Origin of the sequence: Candidatus Formimonas warabiya, from assembly GCF_002777255.1 — a bacterium.
Classification (GTDB): domain Bacteria; phylum Bacillota; class Dehalobacteriia; order Dehalobacteriales; family Dehalobacteriaceae; genus Formimonas; species Formimonas warabiya.
This window is the reverse complement of record NZ_CP017634.1, coordinates 845892-860944: the sequence shown is the minus strand read 5'-3', so window position 1 is coordinate 860944 and position 15053 is coordinate 845892. Positions and strand designations below refer to the sequence as shown.

General features: G+C 47.0%; 12 protein-coding genes. 1 reads left to right on the top strand and 11 read right to left on the bottom strand.

The features are described from left to right. Nucleotides 1–107: 107 nt before the first annotated feature. The 5 genes from DCMF_RS03905 to nuoE form a co-directional block, all read right to left on the bottom strand. A complete protein-coding gene (locus DCMF_RS03905; protein WP_148133213.1) occupies nucleotides 108–1577 on the bottom strand; it encodes a DUF2193 domain-containing protein in 1470 nt (489 codons plus the stop codon). Between the two features lie 293 nt (nucleotides 1578–1870). Beyond that, nucleotides 1871–3820, bottom strand: a complete 1950-nt coding sequence (locus DCMF_RS03900) for a sigma-54-dependent Fis family transcriptional regulator (RefSeq protein ID WP_148133212.1) — start codon at nucleotides 3818–3820, stop codon at nucleotides 1871–1873. A gap of 255 nt (nucleotides 3821–4075) precedes the next feature. After that, the gene (locus tag DCMF_RS03895; protein WP_148133211.1) at nucleotides 4076–7654 is read right to left on the bottom strand and encodes a molybdopterin-dependent oxidoreductase; all 3579 of its coding nucleotides are present in this window, start codon (nucleotides 7652–7654) and stop codon (nucleotides 4076–4078) included. A gap of 24 nt (nucleotides 7655–7678) precedes the next feature. Beyond that, nucleotides 7679–9430, bottom strand: a complete 1752-nt coding sequence (locus DCMF_RS03890; protein ID WP_148133210.1) for an NADH-quinone oxidoreductase subunit NuoF — start codon at nucleotides 9428–9430, stop codon at nucleotides 7679–7681. Between the two features lie 12 nt (nucleotides 9431–9442). Beyond that, nucleotides 9443–9970, bottom strand: coding sequence for an NADH-quinone oxidoreductase subunit NuoE (gene nuoE / locus DCMF_RS03885; RefSeq protein ID WP_148133209.1), 528 nt, complete (start codon nucleotides 9968–9970; stop codon nucleotides 9443–9445). 236 nt (nucleotides 9971–10206) lie between these two features. Here nuoE and DCMF_RS03880 point away from each other — a divergent pair, with 236 nt between their 5' ends. Next, nucleotides 10207–11577, top strand: a complete 1371-nt coding sequence (locus tag DCMF_RS03880) for a glycosyltransferase family 2 protein (protein WP_148133208.1) — start codon at nucleotides 10207–10209, stop codon at nucleotides 11575–11577. On the opposite strand, the gene DCMF_RS03875 is transcribed toward DCMF_RS03880, so the two are convergent. The 6 genes from DCMF_RS03875 to DCMF_RS03850 all read right to left on the bottom strand — a co-directional run bounded on the left by DCMF_RS03875 (nucleotide 11561) and on the right by DCMF_RS03850 (nucleotide 15053). Then, entirely contained in the window at nucleotides 11561–12514 is a 954-nt protein-coding gene (locus DCMF_RS03875; RefSeq protein WP_148133207.1) for a tRNA (adenosine(37)-N6)-threonylcarbamoyltransferase complex transferase subunit TsaD, read from the bottom strand. The two genes, DCMF_RS03880 and DCMF_RS03875, sit on opposite strands and share 17 nt — an antisense overlap. A 3-nt stretch (nucleotides 12515–12517) precedes the next feature. Further along, nucleotides 12518–12931: a transcription antitermination factor NusB gene (gene nusB / locus DCMF_RS03870; RefSeq protein WP_148133206.1), complete on the bottom strand. Its 414-nt coding sequence runs from the start codon at nucleotides 12929–12931 to the stop codon at nucleotides 12518–12520. A 203-nt stretch (nucleotides 12932–13134) separates the two neighbouring features. After that, complete coding sequence (locus DCMF_RS03865; RefSeq protein ID WP_148133205.1) at nucleotides 13135–13356, bottom strand: DUF2273 domain-containing protein; 222 nt, start codon at nucleotides 13354–13356, stop codon at nucleotides 13135–13137. 12 nt (nucleotides 13357–13368) lie between these two features. After that, the gene (gene amaP, locus DCMF_RS03860) at nucleotides 13369–13911 is read right to left on the bottom strand and encodes an alkaline shock response membrane anchor protein AmaP (protein WP_148133204.1); all 543 of its coding nucleotides are present in this window, start codon (nucleotides 13909–13911) and stop codon (nucleotides 13369–13371) included. An 88-nt stretch (nucleotides 13912–13999) separates the two neighbouring features. Further along, nucleotides 14000–14401 (bottom strand): Asp23/Gls24 family envelope stress response protein, encoded by a 402-nt coding sequence (locus DCMF_RS03855; RefSeq protein WP_148133203.1) that lies wholly within the window; start codon nucleotides 14399–14401, stop codon nucleotides 14000–14002. Between the two features lie 79 nt (nucleotides 14402–14480). Beyond that, nucleotides 14481–15053, bottom strand: a complete 573-nt coding sequence (locus tag DCMF_RS03850) for a SpoIIIAH-like family protein (protein WP_148133202.1) — start codon at nucleotides 15051–15053, stop codon at nucleotides 14481–14483.

The following is a 15053-nucleotide window of genomic DNA, read 5'->3' as shown; positions in this document are numbered from 1 at the left end:
GAAATTACCCCCCTTATATGATAATCTAACTATGGTTGACCTCATTTGGGGAAGTGGGAAGGCAGCTGATTCAGCTACCTTCTCCTTCCTTTTTTTATCTGTAGATTTTATACGGCAGAGCTCCAGTTGCAATAACCGCAACGTTTGATCAGGGTGGTCACAGCGCAGTTTTTGCATACTCGGGCAGGAGAGCCGGGTGTTTTGGGATCCAGGGCGATAATATTGGTCATTAAGGTAGCGGTAACCGGCTCACTCGTCAAGAGACAGGGGAAGTCGGCCAAACGCATCAGGGAAGAGAATCTGACCGTAATGGCACAGGCAGGATAAGTATAGCGCTGCGGATTGGCAATAATCTCGTTATCGTCAATCGCACTCAGTTGAACGGGAATTCCTTTGATTTTCACGCCAGCCTTGGCCAGAACCTGGCTGCCCCGATAAATCATATCCATAAAGTCCACATTGTGTAATTCTGCCGCCGCGCCCCGTTGAGGATATTTCTGCACATAGTTGGTGAACCGTTTGGTGAGGAGATCAATCACCATGGGAACGGTGAAACCGTCTTTTTCCAAAATATAGGCAACCGCAGTTGCGGTAGAACCGGTGGCTACGCTTAAAACATCATAAACGCTCTTATACCCTTGATCCAAGCCCAGGTTTAAGGTTTTTTCCATCACATCGGTGGTTGCTTCCATAATCGCCATGGTCATATCGTCTTTCGCCATATTAAACATGGATTGGGCGATATGGTGGGCCACATCTCCTACACAGTAGGCAGGAACCGTAACGATATTGCCGTAATGCACACCGGCATCCACGGCTTCTTTTACCGCCGGGCGAATTCTTTCTTTATACATTTCCATATACTTCTTAACGTCAAAGGAGGTATGCCCATGATCCGCCATCAATTTGGCTTGTGCTTCAATAGGCTTGTCGTAAACCAGTTGAAGCATCTCCACTTCGTCTTTTGCCGCTTCAGCCAAGGTCTTGCCTGCTTCCAGAGAAGTGGCAAAAGCTGCCCCTATCCCGTAAGAAGTATCCATGCCCCATGACTTAGCAGATAAGATGGCTTGTTTATACTTCTTTTCCATGGGCAGATCTTGCAGAATAGTATTGACCACATTGCTGGTGGAACCGGGAACAAAAGCAAAATCAACCACAGCGGTAGGACCATAGAAGCCTCCGTAACGGCGCACGGATTCTTTGCCGATTAAGGCTTCCTTGTCTGCAATGGCTTTGATGAATTGATCCACGGCATCACGGAAAGCAGGGTCCAATTCATAGAGAATTTCCAGGAGCGCAGGGGTCTGATAATGTTCTACAAAAGGATCATCTTCCGGGGTAACTGTCTCAGTGATTTGGTCAAAGATTTGATAATGGGCGTTAACTGAGTCCACATGCAGTCTGATCACTTCACGACTTTGTCCTTCTCCTGCTTTCATCTCGTTTACCGCATCCACATAGGGTTTGGCATCCGAGATTTTAAATTTTCCTCCCCTCTTTGCTTTGATCACGTTTAGATCTGCTTTTTGGGCCGCCAGTGCTTCTGCAATCATCTTGGCATAAATTGCGTTTGACATGAAAAAACCCTCCTTTTAAATTAATAGCAAAGATCATTAATGCAATTTTTATGCCAACGAGGGAATTGTTTGACTTTTCTTATTTTATCTCATTCTGTGAATTTTTTTGATCAGGTATTTGTGTGACAATTTGGAGCAATAATCTTCCTGATCATGGAAACTGTTTGTTAAGCCTGTTTTGCCCCTTGTACCAAAATGTTACAGTGTGCCAATAATGAGCATAAAAATAGAGCTCTTTGCCCAGAGCTCTAAAGCGTTGCATTTCGTTCAAAAAAATTTTTTCGTGGCTGTCCTTAACCCGTCATTGTGATCTCATACTTATTGATTTTCCGGTAAAGGGTATTCCGGGAAATCCCTAAAATGGAAGAGCCTTTCGAGATATTCCAGTTAACCGCTTCCAAAGTTTCCAGGATAATCTCTTTTTCCCTCTTTTCCAACGTATGGGGATCCTTTGCTTTCTTCTTTCCCAAATTTGTTTGTTTTTGCAGATTTTCCGGCAAATGTTCTAAAGCAATTTCCTTTCCTTTCGCCATATTTACCGCTCTTTCCATGGCATTGGCAAGCTCCCGGACATTTCCCGGCCAATAATACTCCTCCAGGGAGCGCACAGCTTGGGGATCCAAATTACTCACCGTATAGCCCAGCATGGTAGAACATTTTTTAATATAGTATTTTGATAAGAGCAAAATATCTCCTTCCCTTTTGCGGAGGGGAGGTATGGTGATATTGATCACATTCAAACGATAGTAAAGATCCTCCCGGAAATTCCCTTTCCGGACTTCTTCTTTGATATCTTTGTTGGTGGCGGCAATGACCCGAACATTGATGGGTATGGACTTATACCCGCCGATCCGTACCACCTGTTTTTCCTGAAGCACGCGCAACAGGGATACTTGGGTATCTAAAGGCATATCACCAATCTCATCAAGGAAGATGGTCCCTCCGTTGGCCAGCTCAAATTTACCGGCTCGTCCCCCCCGCTTGGCTCCGGTAAAGGCCCCGTCTTCATAGCCAAAAAGTTCACTCTCGATCAGGTCTCTCGGGATGGCCCCACAATTAATCACCATAAAAGGGCCGAGAGAAAAACTGCTCTCATTATGAATGGCCTGAGCAAACATTTCTTTACCGGTGCCGCTTTCGCCTTGTAAAATGATGGAGGACATACTGGCCGCAATGTCTTTGGCAATTCGAATGCTTTCTTTGATGGAGGCGCTTTCGCCGATAATATCTTCAAAGGTAAACAAAGCTCTTGCCCCCACCATTTGGTTGATCAGCCGGTGCACGTATTTAATTTCCCTCAGGTTGGCTACACCGCCGCAAATCTCTTTGGCGTGATCAATGATGGGCTGGGCGGAAAAGAGAAAGTGCACTTGTTTATGGTTTCTTTCCAGAAGGAATTCCTTGTCATAAATGCTTCGGCCGTTGCGCAGGATGCGATCAAAGATTTCATCGTTCTTCAGAATACTTTTCAATTGTTTTCCCTGGTAATTGGATCCGTTTACGTCTAAAATCTTAATCGCCACAGGATTCATGTTTGTGATGCGGCCATACTCATCAAAAGAAACAATGCCGTCGGAAATGGTTTCGATAATCGCGTTCACATTGTTATAGGACTTGATGATTTCCGCATGGGCCGCTTTTAGGCTAAGCTCATTTTGAATCGCTTTGACGGCAGCTACCACCATGCCTAAAGTATGGGCATGGGCCTTGTTAAAATCTCCGGACACGTCTAGGATGCCGATCATTTCTCCATTGGCGCCGCGGATGGGAGCGCCGGAACAGGTGATATTGTGATTTTTCCGCACATAGTGCTCCGTAGCGTATACCTGAACCGGAATTTTTTCTATTTTTACGATACCCATGGCATTTGTGCCCTTTGTCTCTTCGTCCCAAATCTCACCGGTTTGGAAATGCTTATGCCGCTCTAAAAAATCCTGGTCGCCCAAGATCTCCAAAATGCAGGCATCCTGATCAAGGAGAACAACTGTAAAGCCGGACCCTTTCACCAATTCATATAATTCCTCTAAAAATGGTTTGGCAACGTTAATGAGATTTTGATTGACAGTTCTTCTTTTATTTACTTCTTCCTCCGGTACCCTGGAAGAAATGACCTCATCAGGGCTCTGGTGCCGGTTGACACACCGTTGCCAGGACGACAGGATAATGGGACTCACCAAAGAGGTTTCCTTGCTGGTATTTCTGCCTATAACGAAATCCTCCCAAGCTTGATAATGAAATCTCATAAGTAATCACCTCGCATTTACTAGGCTTACTTCGGATTACTAGAAAAATCCCATCACGATCTGACTTTGGCTTTAGCGATATAATTTCCCCAAATGTTACAGTATCTAGCAAATGTAACATATATTCTATCATTTCAAGAGATTTCCTTTTAACACCGGTAATAAAATTTATCCTTCATCTGCTATTCCTTTTCAGGCAAAAAAATCTCCAACCGAAGTTGGAGATTTAAAGTCAGATCGTTTTTCCATCACACGCTAAACAATCTTTTTTTCTTTGAGGAAATCAACAAATGTGTTTTCCAGGTGGTCTGTATGGGTCGTCGCTTTAAATAAGGGCCCCTCTCCTACGGTGTGCAGGCAGGCTTTCCCGTCAGCAAAATGGAACTTTTCCCCATAGAGTACGGGACTGCCGTGCACCGGCCAGAAGACCGTCTTTTCCTCCCCTTGGACAATTCCCTTGTATTCCGGAATATCCGCAGATATGGCCTCCTCAATGCATTCGGGGCAGCAGTATGCTAGGTTGGCCCCAAAAGCATTGGCAACTTCTATGATCACTTCCCAGTTGGTCAGTCCGGAAATAGCCGGGATGACCTGGTTTAGTCTCTGAATGCGTCGTTCTGAACTGGTAAAGGTTCCGGAGGACTCGGCAAAACTCACACCGGGTAAGACCACATCCGCCGTTAACGCCGTCTCCGTTAAATGGGTATCCTGCACCACGAGAAGTTCTAACGTACTCAGGTCCCATCCCCCGATATCTTCCCCAAATATGAACATTCCCTTGGTCAAGCCGGCATCCAGATTCGTCCTGATTTCTTGCGCACCCTTGGTAACACCCATATCGACCAGGCCCTGGCTGTTGGCTTTTGGTTTTAACTGGATGATACCGCTGCGCGCTTTACCAATATGCCCCGCCACTACCGCCAAATCGGCAAGTAACTTAGCCCCGTCAGCTGTAACCCGGTTTTGATCAAAGACAATTATCGCCCTTTTGGCTTTCGTGTAGGCTTCCGCAATTTCTTTTGCGGACCCGCTCACTTCGATGTTTTCCAGGCTTTCCCGCAAGGGAGCAAATCCAGCTGCAGAATTGTCTGAAGGGATTCGTCCGCTTTCCACCACAGCTTTGATCACTTCTTTGATAAAACTGACGCTATCCGCGGGGCAGACTTTTTGATCCGCCCATTCATCTGCCAGAGAGGCAAAGGGGTTGACGGTAATCAATTTAACCCCTTTTGCCGCCGCCTCTTTAATCTTTAAACCCACAATGGGATGATCGTGCATAATATCCGAACCAACAAGCAAAATCACTTCGGTGGAAAGGAGTTCGTCAAAGGTATTGCTGGACGCATCATAGCCTAAAACATCCTCAATCCCGCCGTCAAAACCGTTAAAAGAGAATACCTGATCCGTGCCTAGAATCTGCTTGCCGAATTTAGCGGCTAAATAAATCTCTTCATTGGTATAGCGGTCGGAAACACTGACCGCTAATGCCTTGCTTCCGTAACGGGAGGAAATACTTTGGGTTTTCTTAGCCACGAAAAGAAGGGCTTCATCCCAGGATACTTCTTTAAATTCCCCGTTTTTCTTCATCAGAGGTGCGGTAATCCGGGTTCCTTTCTGGCCCATATTAAAGCCAAAGCGTCCTTTCACACAGAGGAGACCTTTGTCCACGCTGCTTTCCTTGTCCGGAACCGATTTAACCAACAATTCACCCTTTGTTTTCAGTTTCAGATTGCATCCCACACTGCAGTAGGAGCAAATAGTGCTGGTTTCTGCCGTCTCCAGAGGAACGGATTTATCGATGGTCAATCGTTCCTGGAGGGCGCCGGTAGGACAGGCGGCGACACACTGACCGCAGGAGATACATCCGGTTTCCTGCAGGGGCAGGTTAAACTCAGGCTGCACAATGGTATCGAAGCCCCGGTTCACCAGTCCGAGAGCGGTAACCCCCATGATTTCGTCGCAGACCCGGACACATAAGCCGCAAAGAATACATTTGTCCGGGTTACGGTCGATAAAGGGATGCTCGTCCTTGTAGTTTCTCTTATGAACTTCCCCAGCCACCCGGGCCGGGTCTACGTGATACCGATTGGCATAATGGATCAGCTTGCACTCAAAGATATCCCCGCAGCCGCATTCCAGGCAGCGCATGGCATCTTTTTTCGCTTGTTCTTCCGTATAACCGAAGACGATCTCGGAAAAATTGTGTTTTCTCTCTTCCGGATGAAGATGACCCATATGGGGCCGGTAAACTTTTTCCCGGTCTGCAAAATCGTCCGCAGTCAGGTCTTCTCTTTTCGCATAGTAGGGTGCTTGATAGGGAATTATTTCCCCTTCCAGGTAGCTGCATATCACATCTGCGGCTTTTCGCGCATCCGAGATCGCTTCAATGGCGATCCCCGGTCCCTCATTAATGGCGTCGCCGCCGGCAAAGACACCGGGAATATTGGTCATATAGGTATGCTCGTCAGCCACAATGGTATTCCATTTGGTCAGGGTTACCCCGTCCATGCCCTCCGGGACAACCTGCTGCCCGATGGCGGCAATGACATTGTCTACTTCCAGGTTTTTTTCCGCCCCGGGAATGGGCACCGGCTTTCTGCGTCCGCTGGCATCCGGCTCGCCCAGTTCCATTTGCTGCAGCTTGATGTGGGTGGCCTTGCCGTTTTCGCCCATGATTTCGATAGGGGCAACCAGGAACTGGAAGATAACGCCTTCTTCTTCCGCTTCAATCACTTCAATATCTGCGGCAGGCATTTCGGATCTGGTTCTCCGGTACAGTAAATATACTTCTTCGGCACCAAGCCGCACCGCGGTCCGGCAGGCATCCATGGCCGTGTTGCCGCCGCCCACTACCGCCACTTTCTTTCCTAATTGCACCGGTTTATTGAGCGCTACCGCTTCTAAAAATTCGATGCCGCCGATGACTCCGTCCAGTTTTTCACCGGGGCAGCGCATGCCGGAACTGGCCCAGGCACCGATGGCAAGATAGACGGCATCAAAATTTTCTCTTAAATAATTAAGTTTGATATCCCGGCCAATTTTCACATTCGTCTGGATTTCCACGCCCATATTTTCAATGGTGGCGATTTCCTGGTCCAATACCTCTTTGGGCAAACGGTATTGGGGGATGCCGTATCTTAACATGCCTCCCGCCTTCGGCATGGCTTCAAAGACTACAACCTGATGGCCTTCCTTCGCTAAGAAATAACTGGCCGTTAAACCGGCGGGACCGCCTCCTACCACCGCCACTTTCTTCCCGCTCGGTGCTTTTATTTCGGGCATGAAGGCATCCCCGGAAGCTAAATCAGCATCGGCGACAAATTGTTTTAACCAGGCAATGGATACCGGCTCTTCCACCAACTGCCTGCGGCAGGCTTCTTCACAAGGATGGGGGCAAACCCGGCCAATGCTGGCGGGCAAAGGCAGCTGTTCCTTGATTAATTCTAAGGCTTCTTGATATCTGCCGTTGGCAATTAAGCCCACATAGCCCTGGCAGTCGGTATTTGCCGGACAGGCCTGACGGCAGGGCGGACGACAGTCGCCCAGATGATCGGAAAGCAGTAATTCCAATGCAACTTTCCGGGAACCTTTTACTCTTTCCGTTTCGGTATGAATTACCATGCCATCGGCAATTTCCGTGGCGCAGGACCGGAAAAGCTTGGGGCTTCCTTCCACTTCCACGACGCAAAGGCCGCAAGCGCCATAAATTTTGATTCTTTCATCGTAACAAAGGGTAGGAATTTCGATGCCGTTTTCCCGGGCCACTTCCAAAATGGTCTGGCCGGGACGGCCGACAACTTCATTTCCATTGATATTTAATCTATATTGTGACATAACCTTTCTCCCCTCCCATCTCTCTTAATCAACTTGTACCGCTCCGAAACGGCACACGTCAGCACAATTTCCACATTTGATGCACAGGCTTTGATCCACTGCGTGGGGCTTTTTCCGTTCGCCCTTGATTGCTCCCACCGGGCATTTTTTTGCACACAGGGTACAGCCGGTACAAGTATCTTCTTGAATGGTGTAGGTTAACAAGGGCTTGCATTTTTTGGATGGACACTTTTTATCGTAAATATGCTTTTCATACTCATCTCTAAAATAACGGATGGTACTCTTGGCCGGATTGGGGGCGGAACCTCCTAACGCGCACAAGGAGCCTTCGATGATTTTTACGGACAGTTCTTCCAGTAATTCGATATCTCCGTCTTTTCCTTCCCCCTTGGTAATCCGGTTCAGGATCTCCAGCATCCGCTTGGTGCCCAGCCGGCAGTGATAGCATTTACCGCAGGATTCTTTTTGGGTAAAATCTAAAAAGAATCGGGCCATATCGACCATGCAAGTAGTTTCGTCCATCACGATCATGCCGCCGGAACCCATAATGGCGCCGGTTTTGGTAATGGATTCGTAATCAATGGGCGTGTCCAACAAATCTTTGGGAATACACCCGCCGGACGGGCCGCCCATTTGCACGCCTTTGATATCCTTGTCTCCAATGATTCCCCCGCCGATATCAAAGATCACTTCTCTTAAAGTCAGCCCCATGGGTACTTCCACAAGGCCGCCCCGCTTGATCTTTCCGGCCAAAGCAAAAACTTTGGTTCCTTTACTGGTGGCGGTACCCATGGCAGCAAAGGCAGATCCCCCATTGCTGATGATCCAGGGCACATTGGCGTAGGTTTCTACATTATTGATATTGGTGGGTTTTTGCCAATACCCCTTTTGAGCCGGAAATGGGGGCTTCAGCCGGGGCATGCCTCTTTCCCCTTCCAGGGAAGCAATGAGCGCCGTTTCCTCCCCGCACACAAAAGCGCCGGCACCGGCCTTGATCCTGAGATCAAAACTAAAATTGGTGCCCAAAATGTTTTTCCCCAATAGTCCTTTTTCCCGGGCCTGGGCAATGGCTAATTCCAATCGTTTAATGGCCAAAGGATATTCCGCCCGAACATAGAAAATCCCTTCCACAGCTCCGACCGCATAGCCGGCAATCATCATCCCTTCCATGACGCTGTTGGGATCGCCTTCCAGCAAGCTGCGATCCATAAAGGCGCCCGGATCCCCCTCATCCGCATTGCATAAAATATATTTGGGCGATCCTTTCGCCTCCTTGGTGGCGTTCCATTTAAACCAAGTGGGGAAACCGGCTCCCCCTCTTCCTCTCAAACCGGAAGTTTTAATTTCTTCAATGACCTGTTCCGGGGTCATTTCCTTGAGGCATTTCTCAAAAGACCGGTAACCCCCTGCGGCGATATAATCATCCAGGGATTCCGGATCAATTTTTCCGCAGTTTCTCAAAGCCACCCGCTTTTGCTTTCTCAGGAAACCCATATCGTCCTCGGAAACCAGATAATCCGGGACAGGATTTCCTCCTATGACATGCTGTTCCACGATGTCTTTTACTATTTCCGGCGTCACTTTTCCATATACCGAGACTTTATTGTCTTGATCAAAGAGTTCTACCAGCGGCTCATTGAAACACATGCCGATACAACCGGTCTGTTCAATCTTGATATCCAAACCTCTGTTGGAAAGTTCCTTTTCAAATTCGGCCACCACTTTTCTGGCCCCTGCCGCGATCCCGCAACTGCCAAATCCGACGCGAATTCTCACCTGCCACACCTCCTAACTGTTGGTTTCCTTTTTATATATTTCCCGAATCACCTTTCTGGCCGAATCAGGAGTCAGCTTACCATAGGCTTCTCCATTGATCATCATCACCGGTGCCAAACTGCAGCAACCCAGACATGCCACGTTTTCCAAAGTAAATAAATTATCCGGCGTCGTTTCGCCATCTTTAATGTTTAGCTCATCACACAAAGCATACTCAATTTTTTCCGACCCGTTCACGTGGCAGGCCGTTCCCTGACAGAGCATTACCAGGTACTTGCCGATAGGCTTAAACCGGAACTGGGTATAAAAGGTAGCCGCACCCAAAACCTTGGCCGGTTTAACCCCAATCACATCGGCGATATGCGCCAACGCCTTTCTGGGCAGATATCCGTAAATTCCTTGTGCTTGTTGAAGAATTGTGATTAAACTTCCCGGAATTCCCTTGTATTTTTCCAAAACAGCATTCAACGGCTGAAGGTCAACATCACTATCGGGAAATCTATTTTCCAGCTTCTTCTCTTCCCCACAGCAACACTGCATTGATTTCACTCCCCCTTTTTTCCTCTCTACTCCTTACTTGGTCAAGGATATATTTATCCTACTCTACAAGTCTAAACAAAAACAGTTCATCAAACAACCCCTTTTTTTTGTCTTTTGTTGAAAATCTTTTTAATTATTCGCTTTTGCCCACAGTTTTCCACATCCGGAAGCAATATAGCATTGCCAGCGATATTGCTTAGATTATATCATGCAAAGTAAGGGATGTGGAGGTAAATATGAATCAACAACTGCCACCTAACCAGCAAATTGTTCCCCCATTCAGATGGAAAATAAAGCATGGGAAAAAAACATTTTATATCCCGGTGAAAACAAAATTTACCATCAGTATGATCATGGCCTTGATGTGGGTGATGCTGTCCATTTACCTTTCCCTTCCCTGGATGAGAGAATTGGCTTTTCACATCGGTTTGTTGTTCAGTATCCTCATTATTGGAGGTATTGCTTATATTCCCGGTTATATGAATGCTTTTATGGTATTTAGCCTTTTGTTGGACCGCCAACCACCCTTAAAGGATGACCAGCCGGAGAAACATGTGACCATCCTGATCGCCTGTTACAATGAAGAAAAAAGGATTAGAAATACCCTGAAATACATCGCTGCCCAAGATTACCAGGGACAGATCAGCGTCGTTGTGATTGACAATAACTCAAAGGACTATACAGAGGAAGTCGCTTTAAAGGCTGCGGAAGAGATGCAAATAGAAGTATGCGTCATACAGGAGCCCACAAGCGGTAAAAGCTTTGCCCTCAATACAGGACTCCAGTATGTAGAAACGGAATATGTTTTAACCCTGGATGCGGATACCCTATTGCACCCTTCGGCTGTCCGTTATATTGTTTCAAGAATGGAGACTGCTCCCGAAGACGTGTGCGCTGTGGCGGGAACCATCTTGGTCCGGAACAGCAGGAGTACCTGGCTGGCAAAAATTCAGGAGTGGGATTATTTTTTAGGAATCGCTAGCACAAAGAGGCTGCAGGGGTTGTTCCAGGGAACATTGGTGGCTCAGGGGGCATTTTCTATCTACCAGACCTCGGCCATTAAAATGGCCGGAGGATGGCCGGACGCCATTGGTGAAGACATTGTGTTAACGTGGAGTTTTTTGAGGAAGAACAGGAGGGTCTATTTTGAACCCTTGGCCGTTGCTTTTACAGATGTGCCTGTGGTATTGAAACATTTTTTCCGGCAAAGAAGCCGCTGGGCCAGAGGGATGATTGAAGCGCTAAGATTGTTCAAACCATGGAAACAGCCTGTTTATTCCGTTAAATATCTTACAGGCTGCAACTTGATCATGCCTTATTTGGATTTTGTTTACACATTTTGCTGGATTCCGGGACTGGTTTTGGCATTTGGGGGATATTATTGGATCGTCGGCGTCACCACGCTTTTTGTCATCCCTCTTTCCTTGCTCCAAAACTACATTTTGTATTGCTATCAGAAAAAAGTCTTCGGCACTTTACACTTAAAAATACGCAGGAATGTTTTAGGATTTGTCCTGTTTGTTTTATGCTATCAAATTTTGATGAGTCCTATCTCCGTTTGGGGCTATATCCAGGAGGTGTTCCGATTGCCTAGGACGTGGAAATAAGGGACAATAATCCCAGCTGAGCAACGCCGACGGCATTGTCTGTGGAAAATCTGGGTTCCGCAAAATAGAGCCGGGCGCCCACAGCCGGATGCTCCAGGCGGTTCTTTAACCAGGTTCTGATATAGAAGTTTGAGGCCACCCCGCCCACAATAAGGATTTCTCTCCGACCACTGTCCCGTACTGCTCGTTTCAGCACCTTTTCCAAGGTGGCGGCCACACAGTGTTCTACCGCTCTGGCCACACCGGCAGGAGGAACCCCCTCTTTTAACAATCTTCGCGCTGCTGTTTCCGGGCCGGAAAAAGAAAAATCATAGCCTTTTACGCCCGTGGGCACATAAGGTATCTCTTCAGACCAGGAGGAGGCCAGTTTTTCCAGGTGACTTCCGGCCGGGAAAGGCAGGCCCAGCTCCACACCGATCCGATCCACAAATTGTCCGGCATGCAAATCTCCCGTAGCACCTATTATCTTAATGGAAAAACCCGGCCCATCTTTCTGCACGTTCAATACCTCAGAGGTACCGCCGGAAAGGTGTACGGCAAGGAATTCCGCTCCCTTTGGTCCTTGGGCGGACCAAATCCCGGCCATCAGATGACCTTCCTGATGGCTGGTAAAAAACAGGGGAAGGGCCCGGGTATGGGCGATGACCTGTCCAAAACCCTGGCTTACGGTAAATACCGGCATATAAGATTTCTCTACCGGCCGGGGTCTCGTACTCACACTGACAGCTTTGATTTGGCGTAAATCCACTTTCTCACCCAGGTCAGAGAAAAGCGCCGGTAAATTCTGTACATGCTGGAATACCGCTTCCGACTGCTGCAGTCCACGGCCTCCCTGCTTCACAGTTAAAAGTCGCCGCAGGTCCTGCATCAAATTCCCCGACTGATCAATAACCGCCAGTGAGGTGGTATAGCAGCTGGTGTCAATGCCTATAATCATACGTTAATTACCTGCACTAAAATCAGTTTCTTTTTGAATATTATCCAAGATACCGTTGACAAATTTTCCGGAATCTTCACTCCCGAAAGATTTCGCCAACTCAATGGCTTCATTGATGGATACGCTAAAAGGGATATCGGCAAGATATTTCATTTCATATAAGGCCATGCGAATCACATTTTTGTCTACATTGGCCAAACGCTCAATATCCCATTCCGCGGAGTGCTTTTTGATATAAGCATCCAATTCTCCTAAAGCATTGCGTGTACCTTCAACCAACTGGAGGGCGAAACTTTTGTCCAAAGGAGACAACGTTGTCTCTTCCAAGGTCAGTTTTGCCATCTCTAAGGAATTCTGCCCTACATCCATTTGAAAAAGCATCTGAAGAGCCTTTTCCCTTGCTAAACGCCTGCTCACGCTGGTGCCTCCTTAAGATTAATGGTAACTATTTAGCATTTCTTTCAAGCATGAGTCAAAAGTCCAAAGTCGGAAAATCGGAGGTCAACCAAAGAGTCTTGAAACTCAGTGAAGCTTTAACTTTTGAAACTTAGACAGAATAGATAGGGAGAAATAAATGACTTTTGACATTTGACTTTCAACTTTAGACTGAATAATTATGTTTAATGGTCTTTAAACACTCTATCTATCAGGTCACGAAAATCTATGTTTTCGTCGATTCTCCGACCCACAAAGTAACCTACGACCATGCAAAGAGAAATAAAGACAGCCTCGAAAAAACCTAAAAGGGCGACCATCAGTCCAAAAAGAAAGCCGATGCCGATGCCCACGGTTTTGCCGCGATGATGGGTCCAGAGCTCTAAAAAAACCTTTCCCCAATCCACATGAAATCCTCCTTAGTCAACCCTGCTTTTGTTTTCCTGAGAAGACACATTGGTAATTAAAACCTTTGTTTCCACCACCTGAAGCCCGGCAGTCTGTTCCAAATACGCCTTTACGGCAGCCTGAAGCTCTTGGGCAGATTGGGGAATGACGGTCCCCGGCTGCATTCCCGTGCGCATAAAAATGGCAATTCCTTCAGGGGTGCACTTAATCACCGGCTTTACTTCCCGTACTCCTTTGATTTGAAAAGCGGCTTTTTTTACCAAAGCCTCCACAGCAGGGAGGGTGATGCTGATCTCTCCCTGGTCATTCTGATCAATTTTCGTATGGGTGACCGGGTGGCTTACAAAATTGACGAAAAACAAGTTAAGGGCGGCAATCAAAATCACCACAGAAGTAATGCCGATAATCCAGCGCAGATTAAAAGAACTAAAAGCACTGTTTAAATAATCCAGGGGGGTTGTCCAGCCCAAGGCCATAAACAGAGTGATTAAACTAATGATGGCAAGCAGTACGGAAAAAATAATCGCCAGAAACTTGTTGAAGACTTTCATCATCCTCACCTCCAACGAATAAAAAAAGTACCGGTATTCCGGGAATATGCAAAAACCCGGAACCCGGTAAACGGGTTCCGGGGAATATTTTTTATTTTACCCTTGTTTCCTCTTCTTTAATCTCTGTGCTGGGAAAAGCCACGCCTTGCACATGAACATTTATTTCCACTACTTTTAAGCCGGTCATGGTTTCAATGGCTTTTTTGACATTTTCCTGTATTTTTAAAGCCACGTCAGGGATTCTGATCCCAAACTCCACGATGACAAAAATATCAACAGCGGTCTCCGTCTCTCCTACCTCAACTTTAACCCCTTTAGACAGATTTTTCCGTCCCAGCATTTCCGCAATTCCACCGGCAATTCCTCCGCTCATGCCGGCCACCCCTTCCACTTCTGTGGCCGCAAGTCCCGCAATAATCGCTACTACATCATCGGCAATACGGAGGGAACCGGAATCACGCCCCGCTTGTTTTTCCAGCACCGGTTTTTCCATTTTTCTTCTTACACCCCCACCGCTGTTAATTTCCAGTCACAGCCAATAACATTATACCAAAGGAGAGAAAAAATAACAATTAATCTTTGGTACTGATAATGATATCTTCATAGTTACAACCCGTCGTATTGGCAACTAAATCCGCAATTTTTGTGCTGTCCACGTCGGTTAACTGGGCTCCTTTTAACACTACCATAACCGATTCCGGCTGAATTAATACCACGGCATCCGGAAAATCTTTTGCCCGGATCAGGTTCTCCAATTTCAATTCGTTTTCCATGGTCTGGGTAAGGGTGAGCATCTTCTCTTGGGCTTCTTTTCGGACATCGCTCACGGAATTCGGGTTATCGACGATCTCCCGGAGGATTTCTACCTGTTCACTGCGGATTTTTTCCCTTTCCATCCGGTAATTGACAAAATAATCTTCCCCATCAATTACCGGCGTATTTTCCGTAACTGAAATAGTATCCGGGGCGGTCGTGTCATCCGGCACCACCAGGGTACTTTTTTCCCCGGAATTTGTCTCATCGTTTTTCAGCACGGAAACGGTGGTTTTCTCTTCCCGGGCGAAGCTGAAATAACCTAACCAAATCAGGCAAATGAGGAGCACTCCCAATAAAACCTTTTTTCTTGAACATGTGAGCATCATCAT

Coding starts and splice junctions, on each gene's coding strand:
- DCMF_RS03905 (WP_148133213.1), bottom strand. CDS start 1,577: ATGTCAAACGCAATTTATGCCAAGATGATTGCAGAAGCACTGGCGGCC.
- DCMF_RS03900 (WP_148133212.1), bottom strand. CDS start 3,820: ATGAGATTTCATTATCAAGCTTGGGAGGATTTCGTTATAGGCAGAAAT.
- DCMF_RS03895 (WP_148133211.1), bottom strand. CDS start 7,654: ATGTCACAATATAGATTAAATATCAATGGAAATGAAGTTGTCGGCCGT.
- nuoE (WP_148133209.1), bottom strand. CDS start 9,970: ATGCAGTGTTGCTGTGGGGAAGAGAAGAAGCTGGAAAATAGATTTCCC.
- DCMF_RS03880 (WP_148133208.1), top strand. CDS start 10,207: ATGAATCAACAACTGCCACCTAACCAGCAAATTGTTCCCCCATTCAGA.
- DCMF_RS03875 (WP_148133207.1), bottom strand. CDS start 12,514: ATGATTATAGGCATTGACACCAGCTGCTATACCACCTCACTGGCGGTT.
- amaP (WP_148133204.1), bottom strand. CDS start 13,911: ATGATGAAAGTCTTCAACAAGTTTCTGGCGATTATTTTTTCCGTACTG.
- DCMF_RS03855 (WP_148133203.1), bottom strand. CDS start 14,401: ATGGAAAAACCGGTGCTGGAAAAACAAGCGGGGCGTGATTCCGGTTCC.
- DCMF_RS03850 (WP_148133202.1), bottom strand. CDS start 15,053: ATGATGATGCTCACATGTTCAAGAAAAAAGGTTTTATTGGGAGTGCTC.